Genomic DNA, 16,656 nt, shown 5'->3' with positions numbered 1-16,656 from the left:
GCCCGCCAGCGGACATCAGAATGCGGCGGCCTGGCCCTTGTAGTGCTTGTCGCCCAGCAGTTGCTGGCGACGCGCTATCTGTTTTTCGATACCGGCGGCATCGAGGCCGACGCCGGCGAGCAGGTCCTTGTGTTTGCCGTGTTCGATGGTTTTGTCGGGCAGGCCCAGTTGCAGTACTGGCATCGGCGTGCCGACACTGTTCAGGTATTCCGTTACCGCGCTGCCGGCGCCGCCGGCAACGGTATTTTCCTCCAGTGTCACCAGCAACTGGTGGTTCGCCGCCAGCTCCTCGACCAGCGCCTCATCCAGCGGCTTGACCCAGCGCATATCGGCGACAGTGGCGCCGAGGCTGGAGGCCGCCTCCAGCGCCGGTGCCAGCAGTGTGCCGAAGTTCAGGATCGCCACCCCGCTGCCCTCGCGCAGGATACGGCCCCTGCCGATGGGCAGCTCGGTCATTTCCGTGGCAATTTCGGCGCCCGGGCCCGTGCCGCGGGGATAGCGCACTGCGGATGGGCCCTTGTGCCGGTAGGTGGTGTAGAGCAGTTGGCGGCACTCGTTCTCGTCGCTGGGCGCGGCGATGACCATATTGGGCAGGCAGCGCATGTAGGTCAGGTCGAAGCTACCGGCGTGGGTCTGGCCGTCCTCGCCCACCAGGCCGGCGCGGTCGATGGCGAAAGTCACGTCCAGGTTCTGGATGGCTACATCGTGGATCAACTGGTCGTAACCGCGTTGCAGGAAGGTGGAGTAGATGGCCACCACCGGTTTCTGTTCCTCGCAGGCGAGGCCGGCGGCGAGGGTCACCGAGTGCTGTTCGGCGATGGCCACGTCGTGGAACCGCTCGGGGAAGCGTTCGGCGAACGCCACCATACCGGAGCCCTCGCACATGGCCGGCGTGATACCGACCAGCTTTTCGTCGCGCTCGGCCATGTCGCAGAGCCAGCTGCCGAACACTTGCTGGTATTTGGGCGCTTTCTTCCCCGGTTTTTTCTCGGCGGGCATGGCCACCTGCACCTTGGGTTCGGGCTCCAGCTTGTTCAGGGCGTGGTAGCCCACCGGGTCCTCTTCGGCGGGGCCGAAGCCCTTGCCCTTGGTGGTGACGATATGCACCAGCTGCGGGCCGCGCTGGTTGCGCAGGTTGCGCAGCGTGTGCACCAGGTCGTGCACATTGTGGCCGTCCATGGGGCCCACGTAGTTGAAACCCAGCTCCTCGAACAGGGTGCCGGGGGTGATCATGCCCTTGACGTGTTCCTCGGTGCGCCGCGCCAGTTGCCAGGCCTTGGGAATCGCCGAGAGTATCTTGCGGCTGCCCTCGCGCATGGACAGGTAGGTCTTGCTGGCGAGGATCTTGGCGAAGTAGGTGGCCAGGCCACCCACGTTGCGGCCGATGGACATGCGATTGTCATTGAGCACGACAACCAGGTCCTTGCCGGTATGGGCGGCGTGGTTCAGGGCCTCGAAGGCCATGCCCGCCGTCATGGCGCCGTCGCCGATCACGGCCACCACCTTGCGCTCGTCCGGCGAGCCCAGCGCCATGCCCAGGGCGGCGCTGATGGAGGTGCTGGAGTGGCCCACGCCGAAGGTGTCGTAGGGGCTCTCGCTGCGCTTGGGGAAGCCCGACAGGCCGCCCTGCTGGCGCATGGTCAGCATCTGCTCGCGGCGACCGGTGAGAATCTTGTGCGGGTAGGTCTGGTGGCCCACGTCCCACACCAGCCGGTCTTCCGGGGTGTTGTAGATGTAGTGCAGGGCCAGCGTCAGCTCCACCACGCCCAGGCCGGCGCCGAAGTGGCCGCCGGTCTGGCCGACGCAGTACAGCAGGTATTCGCGCAACTGACTGGCCAGCTCCGGCAACTGGCGCTCATCCAGGGCGCGCAGCTGCGCCGGCTCGTCGATGGCGTCCAGCAGCGGGGTCTGCGGGCGTGTGCGTGGAATCTCGTTGAACATCAAACGTATCAAGTGCAACTGAACGGTAGAAAAAGGGATTGTATGCCTGTGACGGGGAGATTGCATCCCGTTGGGGCGCGTTCGACCGCCCTCTCCCTAACCCTCTCCCGGTGGGAGAGGGTACTGGCACGGGGGTGGACGAGGCCCTGTAGGCCGATTTACCCGCGATGCTTCCGACCGAGCTCCCCTCTCCCGCCGGGAGAGGGGCCGGGGGAGAGGGGCGGTGGGGCGCCCGGGGGGCTCAGTGGCTGCGCCGCACTACATAATCCGCCAACTGCCGCAGCAGGTCGGTATCGCGGTCCAGTTGCGAGAGGGCTTCGAGGGCCCGCCGGTGCAGGTCCTCCAGCTTTTCCCGCGCGCCGTCGAGCCCCAGCAGGGAGACATAGGTGGGCTTGTTGCGCGCCGCGTCGGCGCCCTGGGTCTTGCCCAGGGTGGCGGTGTCGACGGTGACATCGAGGATGTCGTCCTGCACCTGGAAGGCCAGGCCGATGGCCTCTGCGTAACGGCTGACGGCGCCCAGTCGGGTTTCGTCGGCGCCGCCGAGCAGGGCGCCGATGCGGGCGCTGGCGCGGATCAGGGCGCCGGTCTTGAGGCGGTGCATGGCCTCCAGTTGCGGCAGGTCGAGGCTGCGGTCCACGGCCGCCAGGTCGATGGCCTGGCCGGCCACCATGCCGCTGACGCCGGCGGCGCCGGCCAGTTCGGTCAGCAGGCGCAGTTTCAGCTCGCTGCCGGCGTCGCCCGCGAGCAGCAATTCGAAGGCGCGGGTCTGAAGGGCGTCGCCGGCGAGAATCGCGCTGGCCTGGTCGAATTCGATGTGGCAGGTGGGGCGGCCGCGGCGCAGGTCGTCGTCGTCCATTGCCGGCAGGTCGTCGTGCACCAGGGAGTAGGCGTGGATGCATTCCAGCGCGGCAGCCGCAGCGTCGCAGGCGGCGGGATCGAAGGTGTCGCCGCGCAGTGTCCTGGCGCTGGCATAGACCAGCGCCGGGCGCAGGCGCTTGCCGGGGCCGAGCGCGGCGTAGCGCATGGCGGCGGACAGGGTTTCGGCCCCGGGCACCGTGCCGGCGAGGGCCCGCTGCAGTGCGGCTTCCACGCGGCCGGCGGCCTGTTGCAGGAAGTCCTGCAGTTGTGGGGACATGGGGGCTGTCTCGGCCACTCAGGCGTCTTCCGCGTCATCTTCGTCAAACGGCAGCTCGCGGATATTGCCGTTTTCCTCCATCAGCACCTTGACCTTCTGCTCGGCGTTGGCGAGTTTCCGCTGGCATTCGCGGGTCAGTTTCACACCGCGCTCGAAATCCGACAGTGCTTCCTCCAGCGGCAGATCGCCCGCCTCGAGGCGTTCCACCAGCTGTTCCAGTTCTTCCAGGGCCTGTTCAAAGGTTGCCGCTTGTTTTTTCGCTGCCATTGCCTCGCCTCTCTCAATCGCCGCGCAACCTTAGCCGCTGGCGGGTAACTGGTCAATTGAGGATGATATCCCGGCTTCCAGGGACATCAGGTAGTGCGCCAGGGCGCGTTTCTGGGTGCCGCTGAAGCCGTAGTCGGGCATCGGCGGTGTGGGGTTGTCAAAGTAGTCCGCCAGTGTCTGCAGGCTGTATTTTTTCGACAGCTCCCGCAGCGGGATCTGCTCCGCGTGGCATTCGGCGCAGCCGTGACGCCGGTAGAGTTCCTCGCCCCGACGGGCCGCGCCGCTGTCGATGGCGAGGGGTTTTCGCGGTGCCCGCATACGCGGTTTGTCGCCGGCCGCGGTGGGCGCCGTTGAACTGCCGTCACCGCCGGCAACCCGGTAGACGGCCCCGGCATAGTCGTCGGAAATATAGATATTACCATCGGCGTCCTCGGCGATGGCCACCGGGCGGCCGTGCACTTCCTTTCTGTCCTCGCCGAGGAAGCCCCACAGGAAATCTTCCCGGCGGATATTGCCCTGTTCGTCCCAGTGCAGGGACACCACCTTGTAGCCGTCCTTGACGCTGCGGTTCCAGGAGCCGTGCAGGGCCACCAGCGCGGCGTCGCGGTAGTCGGCCGGCTGGGTGGGACTGCGCAGGAAGGTGATGCCCAGCGGCGCATTGTGAGCCGGGAAATTGTGCACGGGCGGGATCGAATTGGCGATTTTCCGTTGCACTTCCCGTCCTGCGTCGACGCCGAAGTCCGGATCGGGTACCCGGTCGCCGTTGGCGTAGGGCCAGCCGTAGAAGCCGCCCTTTTCCACGCGGTTCAGTTCGCAGGGCGGAAAGTCGTCGCCGAGCCAGTCGCGGCCGTTGTCGGTGGCGTAGAGGGCGCCGTCTTTTGGCGACCAGTCGAAGCCGACGGCGTTGCGCAGGCCGCTGGCGAAGATCTCGAAGTTGCTGCCGTCGGGGCGGAAGCGCATCATCGCGGCGCGCCTCGGGTCCTCCTCGACGCAGACATTGCAGCTGGAGCCGGCGGTGAGGTAGACCCGGCCGTCCGGCCCCATGGCGATGGTCTTGGTCCAGTGGTTGCCGCTGTCGGCGAGGTCGGTGACGATTTTCCGGTAGCTGCCGGCCAGGCGGCCGTCGGAGTGATCGAACGCGACGCGGCCGACGCTGTCGCTCTCGGCGATATACAGCCAGTCCTCGTAAAGGAAAAGTCCGTGCGGGCGGGTGAGGTCGTCGATCAGTACCCGCTGGCCATCGGCGCGACCGTCGCCATCCCCGTCGGCTGTCAGCAGGCTCACCCGGCCGTGTTTGGGTTGGGACACCAGCAGGTCGCCGCGGCGGGTCACTGCCAACCAGCGCGCGTTGGGGAGATCCCCGGCGAAGAGTTCAACGTGAAAACCGGCGGCTGTGTGCAGTTGCCTTTCTACGGTAGCGGTATCGGTACCGATGCTGCCGGTCAGTTGTTTCCAGGGGATACTGACGCCGGGGTAGAAGAAGATGACGAGGGGAAGGGCCGCGACCACAGAAAATGAAAAAATTAGCGTGTATTTCAACAAGCGATTCACGGTGGCGATTGATCCTGTAAACAAAGTGGCTATAGTTGTCGCTCTCCTTTATCGGGCGCCAGTTTTACCACATCGGTCGCCTCTCGTCTCTGCCATCACCCGGGCGTGAGATATATCGCAGCTTTGTGAGATATCTCGCACAATAAATTCAGCCGATTGCCCCTACCTTTTCTTCAATCAGTTGCCATAATGAAGTTGCAAGGATGCATAAGGGACTGCACTTAAGCGGCAAGGGATAAAGGGATTGCGCCGCTCGCCAAAAGGACATTGGCACCATCCTGTGAGACGCACCGCCCGGGCCGGATTGCCTGGGCGGTGTTTTATTCGGGAACCGGAAAATTCCGGGCGCCACCTCCTCTCCTGAAAATTCCTCCTCTCCTACTCTTCCTGTCTGGAAATTGAAACAATTATCCGCTTTAATCAGGGCAGTACGGCCACAAAACCCGTCGGCCGGCGGAGGGTGACGCATTCAGTAAGTCAATACCAGACACGTCCGTTTCCCAACAGCCTCCAGTTCAGTGGCGGGCGATGCCCCTCTCACCCCCGAATTTTCACGAAAGCCCCACAGGCGCGCCTGCGGGGCTTTTTTGTATGTGCGCTTTCCGGCAGCGCACCCGGTTGCCGGAAGAATCCATTGGTGGGGAGGCGAACTGATGCAAGCGAGAATCCTGCGTCTGAACCTGGCGGGCCAGCCGCTGGAGTGGTTGAACTGGCAGGAGGCGGCCTGTCTGTATGTGCGCGATCTGGTGACCTGGTCCCTTGGCGGTGTGGTGCAGCGGGTACACGGGGGCATCAATCGCTTCGGGGAGCGTTCGTCGCTGGACCTGGCGGCGATCATCGCCTGCGGTGGCGAGCGGATGGCCCGCCCGCGGCGGCGGCCGCCGCTGACCAATCGCGCGCTGTTTTTCCGCGACATCCACACCTGTCTCTATTGCGGCCAGGGGTTTCCGACCCGCGAACTCACCCGCGACCATGTCTACCCGGTTTCGAAGGGCGGGCGCGACGTGTGGGAAAACGTGGTGACCGCCTGTCGGCGCTGCAACCAGCACAAGGGCAACCGCTTGCTGCAGGACATGGAGATGGACCTGCTGGCGCTGCCTTTCTGCCCCAATGCGGCGGAGTACCTGGCGCTGATCAACAGCGAGCGGATTCGCGGCGACCAGATGGAGTTTCTGCGCGGCCAGTTTTCCCGGCGGCGGAAGGAGGGCTGGTTGCAGCATTGTTAGATCTGTTCTTTTCCGGGCGCCGGGGCGGGGTGCCGTCGGCAACAGGCTTGCATTACTGCAGTTTTTCAGAAGTGCAAAAACGGAGGGTAACCTTGATAGCCAGACGTGGATCGCGGTTTATTGTGCTGCCGCAGCGGGAGATTTACAAAATCAGCGCACAGCCGCTCGAATCAGGCTGGTCAGGTAACGGGAAAAGTCGTGGCCGGCGTTCTCCAGCATTTTCGGGAACATCGAGATGGACGTCATACCGGGAAAAGTATTGACCTCGTTGAGATAGAGTCCGCCGTCGTCGGTCAGGAAGAAGTCGATACGCGACAGGTCTTTTAACTGCAGGCCGACAAAAGCGCGCCGTGAAGCCTCGCGAATCCAGCCGAGCTGCGCGTTGCTGAGACCCTGCGCCTCCACGTGGGTGACGGCGCGGCTGCCCTCGGCGTACTTTTCCTCGTAACTGTAGAAGGTGTCGGAGGGCGCGCAGACCTCCCCCGGCGGCGTGATGATCAGCTCGCCCTCGTAGGTGTAGGCGGCCACTTCCAGCTCGCGCACTTTCAGGCATTTCTCCACCAGCACGTAGGGAGACAGCTCGAAGGCCCGCGCCAGCGCCCGCTGCAGTTCTTCCTTCGCCGTTACCTTGTAGCAGCCCACCGACGAGCCCTGGTTGGAGGCCTTCACGAACACCGCTCCCCACTGCTGCAGCGCCATGGTCGCCTTGGCGATTTCCTCCGGTTCGTTGCTGCACAGGAACTGGTAGGGACTGTTGTCGATTCCCAGGGCACTCAGCCACAGCTTGGTGGTGACCTTGTTGAAGCAGAGCTTGCTCGCCTCGGGGCCGCAGCCGTAGTAGGGAATGCCGAACAGCTCCAGTTGCGACTGCAGGTCGCCGGTCTCGCCGGGATAGCCGTGGATGGAGGGCACCACATAGTGCACTTCCCAGGCGCCGTTGTCGTCGCGCAGCATCCGGTCCTGCCCCAGGCGGCGCTCGCGGCCGTCGGGGGCGGTCAGGCGGCCGTTGCCGTCCATCTCCGCGCGCGCCAGGGAGATATCGTCCACGGCTTCCAGGTGGCGCTGGATAAAATCCGCGGTACGCAGGGAGACGTCGTGCTCGCTGCCGCCACCGCCGCAGATCAGCAGGACGTTGATCGGGACTCGGGACTCGGGATTCGGGACTCGGGAGTTCATGCTCATGTCGGAATGTTCGTGTTGTGCCTGCCCTGTTTCAGCTCATGCCGGGAAACGGGATGAACGGTGCAAGTGTTCAAAGAGTAGCTCCCCTCTCCCATCGGGAGAGGGGCCGGGGGAGAGGGCGCCGCCTGCAGTGTCCGGTGCGCACGGCGCATCCTACCGATAAATAGGTCATGGGGCGGCAAGCACCTGTTTGCACTGCGCCGGCATCGGCTTCGGCTTTTTGGGTTTCGGCTTCTTGCTCTTGGGTGCCTCGCCCCTCAGCAGTGCGTAGAATTCGTCGCTGAACCACCAGTCCAGGTCCTCGCCGCAGGGCGGGTTGCGCACCGGGTGTTGGGGCTTGCAGTGGTCGTCGCCCTCGGGGCAAGTGAGGCGCACATGGAAATGATAGTTGTGTCCCCACCAGGGGCGTATCTTGCGCAGCCACTCGTTGTCGTTTCCGGCCATTTTGCACATGCGCCGCTTGATGGTGGGGTGCACGAAGATGCGCGCCACACGTTCGTCCTCCGCCGCCAGGCGCAATATCTTTGGCACCTTCGGATCCCAGTTGTCCTCGATCAGGCGGTGCTCGCGCGCGTCCGCCAGCGGGATGGCGGAGATATTGTCGCGCTCCCACTCGCTCAGCGGCCGCTTGGCCGCGCGCCAGTCCTGGGAGTACCAGATATCCGCATCCAGTCCCATCTGGTGGCTTTTGTGGCCCGATGAGAAGGGGCCGCCGCGGGCCATGGACATATCGCCGATCTGCAGCCGGCCCAGGTCGTGGTGCGCCACGTTGCGGGAGAAATCCTTGAGAAACCTGATGGTGGCGGGGTGGCCGTAGTGGCGGTCGCGCCCGGTGCGCACCAGCTGGAAGCCCTCGCCGCGCAGCGGCATTTCCTCAGCGCCGCTGAGGCAGCCGTTGGTGTAGCTGCCGATGCTGGCGGAGACCTGGGAGGAGGGGTGCTGTACCTCTTCCCAAGGGTTGGCGGTGGCGGCGCTGGAGATAAGCAGGATGCCGGCGGCAAGTATGCTGGTGATGGAATGGCGCATGGGGTCGTACTGCTGTTGGTTTTTTGGGCTTCGATCGGCTCCCCTCTCCCCCGGCCCCACGATGGGCGCCATCCCTGGCGCCCACCCTACGGGCACCTTCGGCGTCCAAATTTGATCCCGTCAAATTTGTCCCGCGGGAGAGGGGAGTTTGCTTTTAGGGGATGTGCTGCGTCTCGAGACATTCTCGGGTGGCGTAGGGTGCGCCGTGCGCACCGACCAGGCCAGCGGTAACCATTATAGAATCTGACTTCAGCGCGTCTGTGAAGTGCCCTGCGCTGTTTGGATCTCCCGCACGGCGGCCAACAACTGGTCCATTTCTTCGTCGGTGCCGATGGAAATACGCAGGTAGCCGGCCAGTCGCGGTTTGTTGAAATGGCGCACCAGGATATCCCGTTCTCGCAGCGCCAGGTAGAGCGCTTCCGCATCCATGGTTCCGGGGCTGGCGAGCAGGAAATTGGCCCGGGACGGCACCACCTCGAAATCCAGTTCCGCCAGTGCGGCGGCCACCCGCTCGCGGGTGGCAACCACCCTGTTGCAGCTTTCGGCCAGGTGGCCGCCGTCGCCGATGGCGGCGACGGCCAGGCGCTGGGCGACGCTGTCGATGGGGTAGGAGTTGAAGGAATTCTTGGTGCGGTTCAGGCCCTCGATCAGGTGTTTCTGCCCCAGCGCAAAACCGAGGCGCAGGCCCGCCAGTGCGTGGGACTTGGACAGGGTCTGGATCACCAGCAGGTTGGGGTAGCGATCGATCAGGGAAATCGCGCTGTCGCCGCCGCGCTCCCCGGAAAAGGCGATGTAGGCCTCGTCGATGGCCACCACCCGCTCGGGCTGCAGTTGCAGCAGTTTCTCGATCTCGTCCAGGGACAGGCAGCGGCCACTGGGGGCGTTGGGGTTCGGCAGTATGGCGCCGGCGGCGGGGCCGGCGTAGTCCTCCACGGCGATACTGAAGTCGTCCCGCAGTGCCGGCGTGCGGTAGTCGATGCCGTAGAGCTGGCAGTAGACCGGGTAGAAGCTGTAGGTGATATCCGGGAACAGCAGCGGTTCGTCGTGGCGGAAGAAACTGTAGAAACTGTGGGCCAGCACCTCGTCGGAGCCGTTGCCGACAAACACCTGGTCGCTCTCCACGCCGTACTGTGTGGCGATGGCGGCGCACAGGTCCGCCGATTCCGGATCCGGGTAGCGGCGCAGCGCCTGCACCAGCGCCGGGTCGGCCAGCGCTTCCCGGATCCGCGGCGACGGCGGGTAGGGGTTCTCGTTGGTGTTCAGTTTGATCAGCTTGCGGCCGCGGGGCTGCTCCCCGGGCACATAGGGCTCGAGCCCGGCCAGTGCCGGGCTCCAGAATGGATTGCTCACGATGCGGTCTCCTCGCTGTCGGTGGCCGGGCTCTGGGGGCCGTCGCCGTCCTCCTCGTCCGGCGCATTTTCTGCCTCTGCGGCGACATCCCCTTCGCCTTCTTCTTTTTCGATCGGGATATCGAACAGTTCCGGCGAACCGGCGAGGAACTCCTCCATCGGCACCGGCCTGCGCCACATCAGGTTGTCGTGTTTGAGTTCGGTGGAAATCTGCGGTACGCCGTTGAAGTCGCGGATGCTGCCCACCAGGCTAACCAGTTCCAGCCCCAGGAAGGCGAGCGGCAGCGCCAGCGCCACGCCCCAGCGCCAGCGCGGGCCGATGTTTGTGGCGAGGTAGCAGGCGCACCAGAGCATCGCCGGCAGGATCACGGCCAGCACGGCGAAGTTGATCAGCGGTATCGCCTGGTCCATGGCGTAATTGAAGCCCAGCAGGCCGCTGATACGCTCCCAGCCCAGGTAGGTCAGCGCCGCCAGCGAGGCGATCGCCAGGTGGGTGAAGAAATGCATTTCGTGGCGCACCACGCGGCCGATAAACGCCCAGGCGGCGGCGTAGAGCAGCAGGCCCACCGACGTGCCGGCCACCAGGTTGAGGGCGGTGCCCCAGCGGTACTCGCCGGTGCTGCCGAAATAGCTGACCAGCACAAAGCTGCCCGCCACCGCCAGTAGCAGGCCGATGGCCGGCACCGGGTGCGACAGCCGCCCGAACAGGTTTTCCACCGAGTGCAGTGGCACCGTCGGCACCGCGGCGGCATCGCTGTCGGTCATGCGGAAATGGGTCTTGCCCAGTTGTATTTCGTCGCCGGATTCGATCATCCGCTCGTCGATACTGGTGGCCCTGACGGACTTGTCGCGGCTGTTGCGGACCAGCTGCGTGCCGTTGACCGTGTCCAGGTCGCGCAGGTAATAGCAGCCGTCTTCGCCGCGGCGGATCTCGGCGTGTGCCGGATCCGCGTGCGGGTCGTCGACAATGACGTCGTTGTGGTAGCCGCGGCCCAGGGTGAGTCGGTCTTCCTCCATACGATAGCGGGCCTGAACCCGCTGGGCGCGGTTCAGCTCTTCGATAATCAGTGCCATTGGATCTCGCTTGTGAACTTCTCGGTAAAGGCAGCAGCGGACTCGCGGGTGAACCCGGACAGGGTAAAGTGGCTCACCAGGGCGCGGTCCTTCTCATTCACGCTCAGGCTCAGGTAGAAAATGTCGTAGAGGTCCGGGAAATCCTTGTAGCGGCGCACGCAGTAACTGGTACGGGCGATGACCGGCTCCGCGTCTTCCCGTTCCGGGTCGGATTCCGGCGGCGCCTCGCCGAGCTCCTGGGAGGTGAATTTCTGGCGGCAACGGAAATTGGTGACGTCGTCTTCGCCGGCGGTATTGCCGGGATAAAAGCTGCTCATCTGCTGCTTGTAAGCGCTGTAGAAACGCGACGGCTGCAGGTCCTTCGACTCGAGCCAGAAGAACTCGTACTCCACACGACCGGTGTTGAAATCGTCTTCCAGGTAGACCACATCCTGGCCGGTGCAACCCTTGTCGATACGTGTGATCGCGCTGTCTTCGTCGTCGTGGGTGTTGCCCCAGCACTGGATCGACGGCACGATTTCGCCCACCACCCTGGCCTCGCCCAGGGCGCGGGTCTTCCATTCGGCATCGAGGATGGTGTCGATGATGGCCTTCTGGTTGGCCAGCAGTTGCCGGTGGGTCATTGCCTTGAGGTCGGTGTGATTGCCGTGTTCGCGGAGATGCCGATACAGTTTCGACAGTTTTTCCACCGGCACCAGAAAGCTCACCTGGTTGCCGGCGGTGGCCACATTGATACCCACCACCTCGCCGTCGGTATTCACCGTGGGGCCGCCGCTCATGCCGGGGTTGATGGAGCCGGAGAAGTGGATGCGGTCGTAGAAGCTGCCGCTGGCGATGCCGTTGTAGGTACCGGGAATCAGCGTCATGCCCAGGTCCAGCGGGTTGCCCATGGCGGCGATGGTCTCGCCCTTCCTGGGGGTGCTCCCGGCCAGCTGCATGAACTGCGGGCCGGGCGTTTCCTGGCGCAGTATCGCCAGGTCGTTGATCACATCGATATTCAGCAGCTCGAGTGTGCCCCTGTCGCCGTCCACCGACAGGTACTCCAGCTGGTACTTTTCCGGATCGCTCACCGCCCCGGCCACCACGTGATAGTTGGTGGCGATCAGGCCGTCTTCGGAGATCTGAAAGCCGGAACCCAGCCCGGCCTTGGAATTGGAGGATTTCTCGATTACCCGGACCTGGTAGAGACTGCCGCGGTAGTCGCTGTAGAGCTGTTCATAGCTCTGCGAAAACGCCATTCCGGAAAAACAACACAACAGCAGGGCCAGTAGGCGCATGGAAATTGTCGACATCCTGTTTGATTAAATTATGGGCAGAAGACGGTTGATATTACGGGATATAGGATAGTGCAACAAGCGTCAGCCCGGATCCTGAAAGCGTAGCTCCCCTCTCCCGCCGGGAGAGGGGCCGGGGGAGAGGGTGGTTGGAGTGGCCACTTCAACTTATGGAGCCTCCCAACCAGCCCTCCCCCTAACCCTCTCCCGGAGGGAGAGGGGACTGGTGCGAGCCTCAGCGAAACCCGGTGGGTAAATTCAAACCCGAATGCCTCCGACTGAGCTCCCCTCTCCCACCGGGAGAGGGGCCGGGGGAGAGGGCGCCTGGAGATGCCCCCAAGTCGGAATCAAAGATAATCCACCACCCGCGGAAACCCCTCCGCCACCTTCTCGTGGACTTCCCGGTAAAACCGCGCAAACATGTCATCAATCTCATTGGCGGCCATAAATCCGTCGCTGAATCCGGGGCAGGCCGGATCCAGGTGCAATTGCGTGCAACACAACACATGCGCCGCCAGCTGCGCCATATTCTCGTCTCCCACGGAAATACGGATGGTGGAGGGGTGGATATCCGCTGCCCGCTGCGCCTCCGGCGACAGCTCCGAGTGGGAGGTGAGCGCCGGGCAGAGCACCATGGTGTTGGTCTGCCCCAGGCTTACCATCTGCCCGAAGGCCGGTTCCAGTGCATCGAAAAAGCGCTTGAACGCCTCGAGGGGCAGCTCCGCCGCCTCCATATCGATACTGAACAGTGGCACCGGCAGGCCGTAACGCAGCAGCTTTTCCCGCAGGGCGCTGTTGTCGTGTTCCGCCAGCGCGTGGCTGTTGACACGGATCTGCGGGTGGCTGGCAAAGAAATGGCTCAGGCACAGGGTGTTGATGCACTTGCTCAGCATGCGCATCTCCAGGGTGCGCATGCCCGCGTGTACCTCCCAGGCCTTGTCCGCATCCAGGAAACCGCCCTTGATGTAGTACACATCCCAGAACAGACACTGGTGCCATTCCAGCCCGCCGGCGCTGTCGCCCTTGGGAATGAACATACGGTGGTTCTCGCCGATTACCACGCCGGCGGTGGCGCCGCCGATGCCGCCGATATCCTTGGTATAGGAATGCACCACAAAGTCCGGCCGCTCGGCGGGGTCTTCCCGCAGCAGCGGCCGCTGCAGATAGGGGGTGGCCAGGGTGGAGTCAAGGGTGACGCGCAGGCCCTGTGCATGGGCAATGGAGCAGATGGCGGGGACATCCAGCACAATGCCGTGGGGATTGCAGGGAGACTCGATATAGACGTGGATCTGCGCGCCGTCCGCCAGGGCCTGCGCGCCGTCCGATCGCGTGCGTTGCAATAGCTGCTCGAATTCCTCTCCGCCGGTGCCGTCGAACCACACCAGTTCAATCGCCAGGCGATCCCCGCGGGCGTAGAAATCCGCGAGCAACTGGTGCACACCGCCGTAGACATTGCGCGACACGATCAGGATATCGCCGCGGCGCAACTGGTTGGCCAGCAGCGCGTCGATGGCCGCCATGCCGGAATTGAAATTCCAGGCCATATAATCGCCGGCATTGGCGCCGCACTCCAGCGCCACCATGGCATTGGCCAGCGAGATGGAGGTAGGGTTCATCAGCCGCGAGTAGATATCGTGGCTCAACTCGCGGCCGCGGAAGGCGTCGTCGATCCACTCGGTGCAGGCGTAGATATAGGTGGCGGTACGCGCGATCACCGGCGTGGCGGAAAAGATCGCCGGGATATTGTCGAACAGCGGGTAGCCGCCGCGGGTGGCGCTGTTGAAATCCTCCCCCTGCAGGCTCTGAAAACTGGCGCGCAGCGGGTCCTGCAGATTGTGCAGCAGCTTCGCCAACTGGAAACTTATGAAGCGCTTCGCGTTGAAATAGGCGACACGATCGGCCCGATCCATCTGCGGCAGCAGCGCCGCACTCTGCGCCCACAACTGGCCGATATTGCCCTGGGCGCGGTACAGCAGCCCGGCTGTGTCCAGCAGCAGGCGGCCGTGCTCGCTGTCTGGCGCGATATGGAAATGCTCGAGCTGCTCCCGCGCCAGCGCCTCGATGTCCGACGCGGAGCTGGTATTGCGCCGCGGCGAGAGTATTTTTGCGTCGTCCAGCTTGGGTTTCATTCTGTCCTCTTCAATTGCTATTTATTGTTATGCACTGACTGTAGCAGGCTTTACAAAAGGAGAAAAAGAACGGTTGAGTCGTGTCGGACTCATGATGGGCGACCGCGCAAGGCGCGGCTAGATGGTGATCATCACCCCACTGGATGCCAATGTCTGCCAATAGTTTTGTAGGATGGGCAAAGGGGCGTAGCGACTTGCCCATCAATCTCAGAGTGATTGCAATTTAGTGATCAAAAATTCCATGCAGTGCAGCTTGGACCAGGCGGTCAACTTTATTTTTTAGAGTTGTAAAAATATATCTTATAAACTGCGTTGTAAGCTGAATATCTTTCTTTATTTTCATGCCTAGTGCAGACATTATTCTTACAATAAGTTTGTATATCCAGCCTGATAAGCTCTTTGAAAAGTCGATTCCTTTTTTAAGTACATAAGCCAAAAGGTCAAGGAGTGTAACCCCAGACGCAATGCCGAACTGCACGCTAATACCAGTCAGCTTTAAAACTTTTGATATTACATATGCAATGGCTCTATGTATCATATTCATTGTGTTAAATGTGAAACTTATAGGGCCGTCTGATGATAGCCACCTTTCGATAGCAGACTCTGAAACTTCAGGCTCTAGTTGTGGCATGGTTTTCCAGGAGGATATTTTACTAATACTTTTAACGTAATTCTCCATCTTGTGGTCGGCGAAAGAGATCATGTCTCCTGGGTTTACATAATTATCAAGGCAAAAGGCTCCACTCTTCTCCGGAATATGATAGAAAGGCCACATTGGTACCATAGGAACCACATCGGATTTATGGTAAACGCGGTATATATCTTTACCCTGCGATAGATCTTGTGTCACCAACTTCGCAAAGCTGTGCGCCCCAACCCTCGGGCTACCAAAGGTATACAATTTTATTTTACTTGCACTTACGAAGTTGGATTTCTTTAGCCACTCTACGGTTAAGGTGGCTAGAGCTCCTCCCAGACTATGTCCTATACAATGGATGGTCCGCACGGAACCTTTGATTTTAGAAAGATGCTCCTTTAACTCTGGTAACATAGAGCCAAAGCATTTATTGAATCCGGTATGAACAAACCTTCCTGTTTCGGATGGGGAAAAGCCTACCGTTCCATCAGTGGCCCAGTCAAAAGCATTAGAGGTACCTCTTAATAATATCAATAGGTCGTTTTCGAATTCACCCTTGCCTTGGGCGATTACTCCAAATCCCGTTTCCTTTTTGATAACCCATAGAGTCCCTGATGAACCATTTACTACATCGCCATGGTTTGAAAAATCCCATTTAGTCTTAAATCGATCGATAGTCCTTTTTTCAAAGGATGTGTTCTCAATTTCGTATACAACACTTGCCAGGCTTGCAGCATCCTTGTTTGAAATTAAACTCATTCTTTTAGTTCCTTTATCCGCTCCAGGTGCATTTTGTTTCAATGGAGTTAAGCATTAGATGAACAAATCGATTTTCATCTGTTAGCTCACATTTGAAGGAGAGATTCTTCCCTTCAAGTTCTGAGTTTTTTTCCTCTTCTCGTTTGGCTGTTTCCCATATTAAAAACTGATTTCCGTCATACTCAACGAATATTTTTTGATGTGCCACAAATGAGTTCCGAACGATATATCGTTCTTTCTTTGCTATGGGTTCGAAAGAAAAGTGGCCATCATCCGTTGTCTCCGCACTATCTTCATAGACCTCGTCATTGTACTTAACCTGCCTGTGAACTATCGCTTTTCCTGCAGGTTCGTTTTTGTATGTGATAATACCGTCAACTGGAGAGAAAAGTATTGTTTCTTTTGCTGAAAAAATAGACATAGAGTTTCCAGAAATAGCTATTGATAATAGAGTTATGAGTAAGAATAACTTGTTCAATTTTATCTCCCTATTAGAGTAGCCGGGCGCTCGACCACAATCTTTCCATGTTTCAGCTCCTTACTTAGATTTTTCCCATTTGCAGGGTGTTCCTAGTTGTCCATTATTGACTTCGACTCTAATTAATGGATCGGTTAGTTCGCAGCGAAAGTTCTCCGGTTTGCCATCTGTTTCTGAATGCTCTTTGGCATCAAGCTTTCCTCTGATCCATAATTTATAGGATTCTCCGTTGTAGTGAGCAATTATTATCTGGCTTATGGATAATTGTACCAATGGGTGTGTCGTTATTTTTCTTTCAATTTGTGGTATTTGAAAGTAACCATTCTTACCGGTTTTAAAAGTTTTCTTGATGCTCTCATCTTCATTCCATCTTACGGAGAGGTTTAATACTACGCCCTCTGCAGGTTTGCCGTTATACGTGATAACGCCTGACATCTCGGAGAATAGGATGGCGTCAACCTCTTTCGTCTTTATAAGTGACATTGCGAAGCCTGTATTTGCCGTAAGAATAAAAACAGCGAATATAGAAAGGGTGGCAAATTTCAAACTTTAGCCCCCAATAAGAACGGTCGGGCACCCCACAACAATCTTCCCACCGTGCGCCGTGCTGTCTCCCATGCGCGCCGCG

14 protein-coding genes are annotated in these 16,656 nt (G+C 60.7%); 1 reads left to right on the top strand and 13 read right to left on the bottom strand.

Annotated features, from left to right (window positions below; genetic code table 11):
• Window positions 1-15: 15 nt before the first annotated feature.
• The 4 genes from dxs to OQE62_RS13745 form a co-directional block, all read right to left on the bottom strand.
• Window positions 16-1,941: a 1-deoxy-D-xylulose-5-phosphate synthase gene (dxs, locus tag OQE62_RS13760; RefSeq protein ID WP_265722619.1), complete on the bottom strand. Its 1,926-nt coding sequence runs from the start codon at window positions 1,939-1,941 to the stop codon at window positions 16-18.
• 241 nt (window positions 1,942-2,182) lie between these two features.
• A complete protein-coding gene (locus tag OQE62_RS13755; RefSeq protein ID WP_265722618.1) occupies window positions 2,183-3,076 on the bottom strand; it encodes a polyprenyl synthetase family protein in 894 nt (297 codons plus the stop codon).
• Between the two features lie 18 nt (window positions 3,077-3,094).
• A complete protein-coding gene (xseB, locus tag OQE62_RS13750; RefSeq protein WP_265722617.1) occupies window positions 3,095-3,343 on the bottom strand; it encodes an exodeoxyribonuclease VII small subunit in 249 nt (82 codons plus the stop codon).
• A 30-nt stretch (window positions 3,344-3,373) separates the two neighbouring features.
• Window positions 3,374-4,894: a PQQ-dependent sugar dehydrogenase gene (locus OQE62_RS13745; protein WP_265722616.1), complete on the bottom strand. Its 1,521-nt coding sequence runs from the start codon at window positions 4,892-4,894 to the stop codon at window positions 3,374-3,376.
• A gap of 653 nt (window positions 4,895-5,547) precedes the next feature.
• Here OQE62_RS13745 and OQE62_RS13740 point away from each other — a divergent pair.
• The gene (locus OQE62_RS13740; RefSeq protein WP_265722615.1) at window positions 5,548-6,120 is read left to right on the top strand and encodes an HNH endonuclease; all 573 of its coding nucleotides are present in this window, start codon (window positions 5,548-5,550) and stop codon (window positions 6,118-6,120) included.
• A gap of 150 nt (window positions 6,121-6,270) precedes the next feature.
• Here the strand turns inward: OQE62_RS13740 and OQE62_RS13735 are convergent, their stop codons facing one another.
• The 9 genes from OQE62_RS13735 to OQE62_RS13695 form a co-directional block, all read right to left on the bottom strand.
• Complete coding sequence (locus OQE62_RS13735; RefSeq protein WP_265722614.1) at window positions 6,271-7,296, bottom strand: D-alanine--D-alanine ligase; 1,026 nt, start codon at window positions 7,294-7,296, stop codon at window positions 6,271-6,273.
• A gap of 174 nt (window positions 7,297-7,470) precedes the next feature.
• Window positions 7,471-8,328 (bottom strand): penicillin-insensitive murein endopeptidase, encoded by an 858-nt coding sequence (gene mepA / locus OQE62_RS13730; protein WP_265722613.1) that lies wholly within the window; start codon window positions 8,326-8,328, stop codon window positions 7,471-7,473.
• Window positions 8,329-8,577: 249 nt separating this feature from the next.
• Complete coding sequence (gene hisC / locus OQE62_RS13725) at window positions 8,578-9,678, bottom strand: histidinol-phosphate transaminase (protein WP_265722612.1); 1,101 nt, start codon at window positions 9,676-9,678, stop codon at window positions 8,578-8,580.
• Complete coding sequence (locus OQE62_RS13720) at window positions 9,675-10,751, bottom strand: FHA domain-containing protein (RefSeq protein WP_265722611.1); 1,077 nt, start codon at window positions 10,749-10,751, stop codon at window positions 9,675-9,677. Before OQE62_RS13720 ends, hisC begins: the two co-directional genes overlap by 4 nt.
• Complete coding sequence (locus OQE62_RS13715) at window positions 10,742-12,043, bottom strand: S1C family serine protease (protein ID WP_265722610.1); 1,302 nt, start codon at window positions 12,041-12,043, stop codon at window positions 10,742-10,744. Before OQE62_RS13715 ends, OQE62_RS13720 begins: the two co-directional genes overlap by 10 nt.
• A gap of 329 nt (window positions 12,044-12,372) precedes the next feature.
• The gene (locus OQE62_RS13710) at window positions 12,373-14,154 is read right to left on the bottom strand and encodes a trans-sulfuration enzyme family protein (RefSeq protein ID WP_265722609.1); all 1,782 of its coding nucleotides are present in this window, start codon (window positions 14,152-14,154) and stop codon (window positions 12,373-12,375) included.
• 223 nt (window positions 14,155-14,377) lie between these two features.
• Window positions 14,378-15,550, bottom strand: coding sequence for a lipase family protein (locus tag OQE62_RS13705; protein ID WP_265722608.1), 1,173 nt, complete (start codon window positions 15,548-15,550; stop codon window positions 14,378-14,380).
• A gap of 13 nt (window positions 15,551-15,563) precedes the next feature.
• Window positions 15,564-16,028, bottom strand: a complete 465-nt coding sequence (locus OQE62_RS13700) for a DUF6795 domain-containing protein (RefSeq protein ID WP_265722607.1) — start codon at window positions 16,026-16,028, stop codon at window positions 15,564-15,566.
• Between the two features lie 60 nt (window positions 16,029-16,088).
• A complete protein-coding gene (locus tag OQE62_RS13695; RefSeq protein ID WP_265722606.1) occupies window positions 16,089-16,574 on the bottom strand; it encodes a DUF6795 domain-containing protein in 486 nt (161 codons plus the stop codon).
• Window positions 16,575-16,656: the final 82 nt, after the last annotated feature.

It is taken from the genome of Microbulbifer halophilus (assembly GCF_026183675.1).
GTDB classification, from domain to species: Bacteria; Pseudomonadota; Gammaproteobacteria; order Pseudomonadales; family Cellvibrionaceae; genus Microbulbifer; species Microbulbifer halophilus.
Note: the sequence above shows the minus strand (reverse complement) of the source record. Positions and strands in the feature narration are given on the sequence as shown.